The organism is Carboxylicivirga sp., assembly GCF_982718395.1.
On sequence record NZ_CEXQWX010000252.1, the window covers coordinates 1 to 4125 of the forward strand.

Below are 4125 nucleotides of genomic sequence, written 5' to 3' on the forward strand. Positions count from 1 at the left end.
AGGAGCTTCTTCTACTTGCTTCTCTTGTGTAGGAGCCTCAGCTTTAATTTCTACCGGCTTTTCAGTTTTAGCTTCTTCAATAATTTCCTTTTTAACAGGAACTTTTTTAATGTTTTCTTTTTTTGCAGGAGCTTCTGTCACTTCATTATCAGAAGCTTCTTCTTTGGTACCGATTGCACCTGCAGCTTCAGCAACCTTTGATTTTACTGAAGAGGCAATCGGACCATCATTACGCTGTGTTCTCGGTCGTTTTGTTCGTGCTTTCTTTTCGCCTGATTTTTCTTTTTTAGGCTTTTTATCGGCTGACACCTGAATGGCTTGTTCGTCCAATATCTTATAAATCAAATCCTGCTTTTTATAGGATTCAACGCGCTTAACATTAAGCTCTTTTGCTATTTGACGAAGTTCAGTCAATAGCTTTTTATTCAGTTCTAGTATATCGTACATAACTATAACAACAATATTTTAAGAAGTATCTTCGGATTATTTTATTTTCTAAATAATAAAATCGAAAAGTTAAAAAGGATTGGACACCTGACAGGCTCCAATGTTAGTTGGTGCAAATCTATGGAAAGTTTGCCTTCTTGCAAAACATTTTTATCAAATTAATGACTGAAGCCTATTTTTTTAATTGTCAATCACTTTGTAAGTCACAAAAAAAAATGCATTTTTAAAGTAGCATAAACAAAAAAACTTTCTTCTGCGTTGTAATTAATGAGCTTATGCCAACATAACTGATTCGATATGAGACAACTTAAGATTACAAAGCAAGTAACCAATCGCGAAACGCCTTCCCTCGACAAGTATCTGCATGAAATTGGTAAGGTAAAACTTCTAAATGCAGATGAAGAAGTTGTATTAGCGAAAAAAATCAGACAGGGGGATAATAAAGCCCTGGAGCGCTTGATTAATGCTAACTTAAGGTTTGTGGTATCTGTTTCTAAACAGTATCAAAACCAAGGGTTAAGTTTACCTGATTTAATAAATGAGGGTAATTTGGGATTGATCAAAGCGGCTCAGCGATTTGACGAAACCAGAGGGTTTAAATTTATAAGCTATGCTGTCTGGTGGATTCGTCAATCCATTCTTCAGGCATTAGCTGAACAGGCCCGTATTGTTCGCCTGCCATTGAATAAAATTGGGTCGATTAACAAGGTGAATAATGCATTTTCAAGATTAGAACAGGATTTTCAAAGGGAACCGACTGCTGATGAAATTGCTAAAATTTTGGAAATTGCGCCCAAAGAAGTGAAAGAAGCTCTTAAAGTTTCGTCACGTCATGTATCAATGGATGCTCCTCTCAAAAAAGATGAAGACAATACTTTATATGATGTGTTGTTGTCCAACGATTCACTTAGTCCTGATACCCATTTATTAGATGATTCATTAAGACAGGAGATTGATCGTTCTTTAGCAACATTGTCAACACGAGAGTCCGATATTATTAAACTCTATTATGGACTAAGTGGAGAACCACCATATTCTCTTGAGGAAATTGGAAAACTCTTTAATTTGACAAGAGAACGTGTCAGACAAATAAAGGAAAAAGCTATTAAACGACTCAAAAATACATACCGCAGTAAAATTTTGAGATCTTTTTTAGGACAGTAATTGCATTAGTGGCAATTATCATATCGACATAAACGAATGTGTTGTATTTTTGCAACACATTTTTTATTGACCAAAGCATTAATATAACATGAAACATTTAATAGCACCATCTTTACTAGCTGCTGATTTTAGCAATTTGAAGAGTGATGTTGAAATGATTAATAACAGTGAAGCTGATTGGTTTCACCTGGATATAATGGATGGTGTTTTTGTACCCAATATTTCATTTGGCATTCCGATACTGGAATCTATTAAACCTTTGACAAAAAAACCATTTGATGTGCATTTGATGATTGTGCAACCAGAGCGCTATATTGAAACTTTTAAAAAGGCGGGTGCGGATTTATTCAATGTGCATTATGAGGCGAGTACTCATCTTCACCGTACGGTGCAAACAATTCATAATAATGAAATGAAAGCGGGAGTAACCTTAAACCCTCATACACCGATTTCAGTATTGGAAGATATTGTTAGTGAGCTGGATTTGGTTTTATTAATGTCAGTAAACCCAGGATTTGGGGGACAGAAGTTTATAGAAAATACCTACTCAAAATTGGTGCAATTGAAGGAATTGATTTTAAGAAAAAACAGTAGAGCTTTAATTCAGGTTGATGGTGGTGTTGACAATACAAATGCTAAGACATTGGTTGATAAAGGAGCTGATGTACTGGTTGCGGGTAGTTATATTTTTAGATCTCCAAATCCTGAGCAGACAATTTCAGGTCTGAAAAAAATGGAATTCCAACGGTCTTAGTTTATATATCGTTATTAATCAGGTGATTGTGTTTTGGATTTGAAACTTATTAGACTTTTTTATTGTAAAACAATAAAATCTGTTCAATAATTATTGATCGAATTTTACATCAAAATGATCCTATCAGATTTGTATTATCTCAGGTATAAAAGACTTAAAATAGCCAGAAATTAGTTCTTTAAATTTCCTCTTTGTAAAAGAATTGACTCAGCCCCGATGTCATCAAACAGCTTATACAGCCATAGCTTGTATAGGGCTCTATGAAGGACCAATAAAGTCTTGAAGGTTATAAAAATCAGGTTCCAAGATGTTTCACCAATCAAATTGGTAGTGCAAGGCCGAAATGCTACTTTTGTGGCTATGAAAAGTAAGATGCAAGAACCTGTTTTAAACGATCCAATGGGATGCGCCGCTTTGGATTACCTGTCAGGTAAAAGAAATCTGGAAATTAAAGTACAATCCAATATTGTTGAAGATGATGTTATTCCGGTTGATTATCTTTTTAGGAACTTTGCAGAGATGCCATCAATAGAACAGAAGGCTTTAGCTCATTGCAAGGGGAAAATACTTGATGTTGGAGGAGGTGTTGGTTCACATGCCTTAGAATTACAAAAAAGAGGTAAAGATGTCACTGTGTTAGATTCATCAACAGGTTGTTGTCAGGTTTCTTTGCAACGTGGTGTGAGAAAGGTAATAAATAAAGATTTCTATTCCTACCAACCCAATGATAAGTATGATACTATTTTATTAATGATGAATGGCATAGGTCTGGCTGCCGCCATTGATCATCTACCAGTATTTTTTGCCAAATTAAAAGAATACCTTCATCCGGAAGGACAGATTATACTGGATAGTTCTGATTTACGTTATTTATACATCGATGAAGATTCGTATTGCCAACCATCAGATGAAACCTATTATGGTGAGGTTATGTATACAATGACATATAAACACCATAAAACAAAACCTTTTGAATGGTTGTTTATTGATCCATCTCTGTTAGCTATAAAAGCAAAAGAAAATGGTTTTTTGTTTGAAAAAATTGCTGATGGTGAGCACTATGATTATGTAGCTAAGTTGACGTTTGTCAAATAAAATAATGCTGTTATACATCTAATTTAGCTGTTCGTCAAAGATTGACATGGGCAAATTTGTTTAACAGTAGTCAAAATAGCTAATACGAATCTATTTAGTATCTTTCGGGGTCAAACTGTCTATGGAAAAAATAGTTACAATGAAAAGAATATACCAATTACTAATTGCACTGTGTTTTTTATTTGTAGGAGTATCATCATTATTTGCACAACCTGGAGTTTCTACCTATAACCCTTTGCAGGATGAATCGGGAGTTGTTGTGAATAAGGTATTACAATTAACCTTTGATGAAGATATTCGACCAAACCCAGACATTTCTTTTCTTTATCTAAAAATATTTGATAGTGACGATGTTGAATTTCTTTCATGTACTTTCATAGCTGGTAATATTGAATCCGGTAAAGGGGTTAGTATTGCTGGGAATGTTTTAACAATTGATCCTGCAAATGATTTTAATACGGGGGTACAGTATTATGTGACAATTGATGCTGGTGCAATTGAAAATTTATCAGGTGATGATTTTCCAGGTATAGATAATAGTGGAGGTAATAATTGGCGTTTTACAACTGAAACAGCTGAACCATCAGTAACGGCATACAGTCCAACACAGGACGCCACTGATGTAGGAGTAAGCACAAATTTACAACTGGATTTTGACCAGGATA

The 4125-nt window shown here is 34.6% G+C and carries 5 protein-coding genes; 4 read left to right on the forward strand and 1 reads right to left on the reverse strand.

Features of this window, described 5'->3' with window-relative positions:
• On the reverse strand, positions 1-447 hold a 447-nt coding region (locus AC4MRQ_RS24555; RefSeq protein WP_491200375.1), incomplete at its 3' end, for a Rho termination factor N-terminal domain-containing protein.
• Positions 448-744: 297 nt separating this feature from the next.
• Between AC4MRQ_RS24555 and AC4MRQ_RS24560 the strand changes: the two genes are divergently transcribed.
• The 4 genes from AC4MRQ_RS24560 to AC4MRQ_RS24575 all read left to right on the forward strand — a co-directional run.
• Positions 745-1611 (forward strand): sigma-70 family RNA polymerase sigma factor, encoded by an 867-nt coding sequence (locus AC4MRQ_RS24560; protein WP_491200376.1) that lies wholly within the window; start codon positions 745-747, stop codon positions 1609-1611.
• 88 nt (positions 1612-1699) lie between these two features.
• Positions 1700-2365, forward strand: coding sequence for a ribulose-phosphate 3-epimerase (rpe, locus tag AC4MRQ_RS24565; RefSeq protein WP_491200377.1), 666 nt, complete (start codon positions 1700-1702; stop codon positions 2363-2365).
• A 360-nt stretch (positions 2366-2725) separates the two neighbouring features.
• Positions 2726-3460 (forward strand): class I SAM-dependent methyltransferase, encoded by a 735-nt coding sequence (locus tag AC4MRQ_RS24570; protein WP_491200378.1) that lies wholly within the window; start codon positions 2726-2728, stop codon positions 3458-3460.
• Between the two features lie 139 nt (positions 3461-3599).
• A partial coding sequence (locus AC4MRQ_RS24575) for an Ig-like domain-containing domain (RefSeq protein ID WP_491200379.1) occupies positions 3600-4125 on the forward strand: 526 nt, incomplete at its 3' end.

What these genes read in the sequence shown, in the direction of transcription:
- rpe (WP_491200377.1), top strand. Translation starts at nt 1,700, where the DNA reads ATGAAACATTTAATAGCACCATCTTTACTAGCTGCTGATTTTAGCAAT.
- AC4MRQ_RS24570 (WP_491200378.1), top strand. Translation starts at nt 2,726, where the DNA reads ATGAAAAGTAAGATGCAAGAACCTGTTTTAAACGATCCAATGGGATGC.
- AC4MRQ_RS24560 (WP_491200376.1), top strand. Translation starts at nt 745, where the DNA reads ATGAGACAACTTAAGATTACAAAGCAAGTAACCAATCGCGAAACGCCT.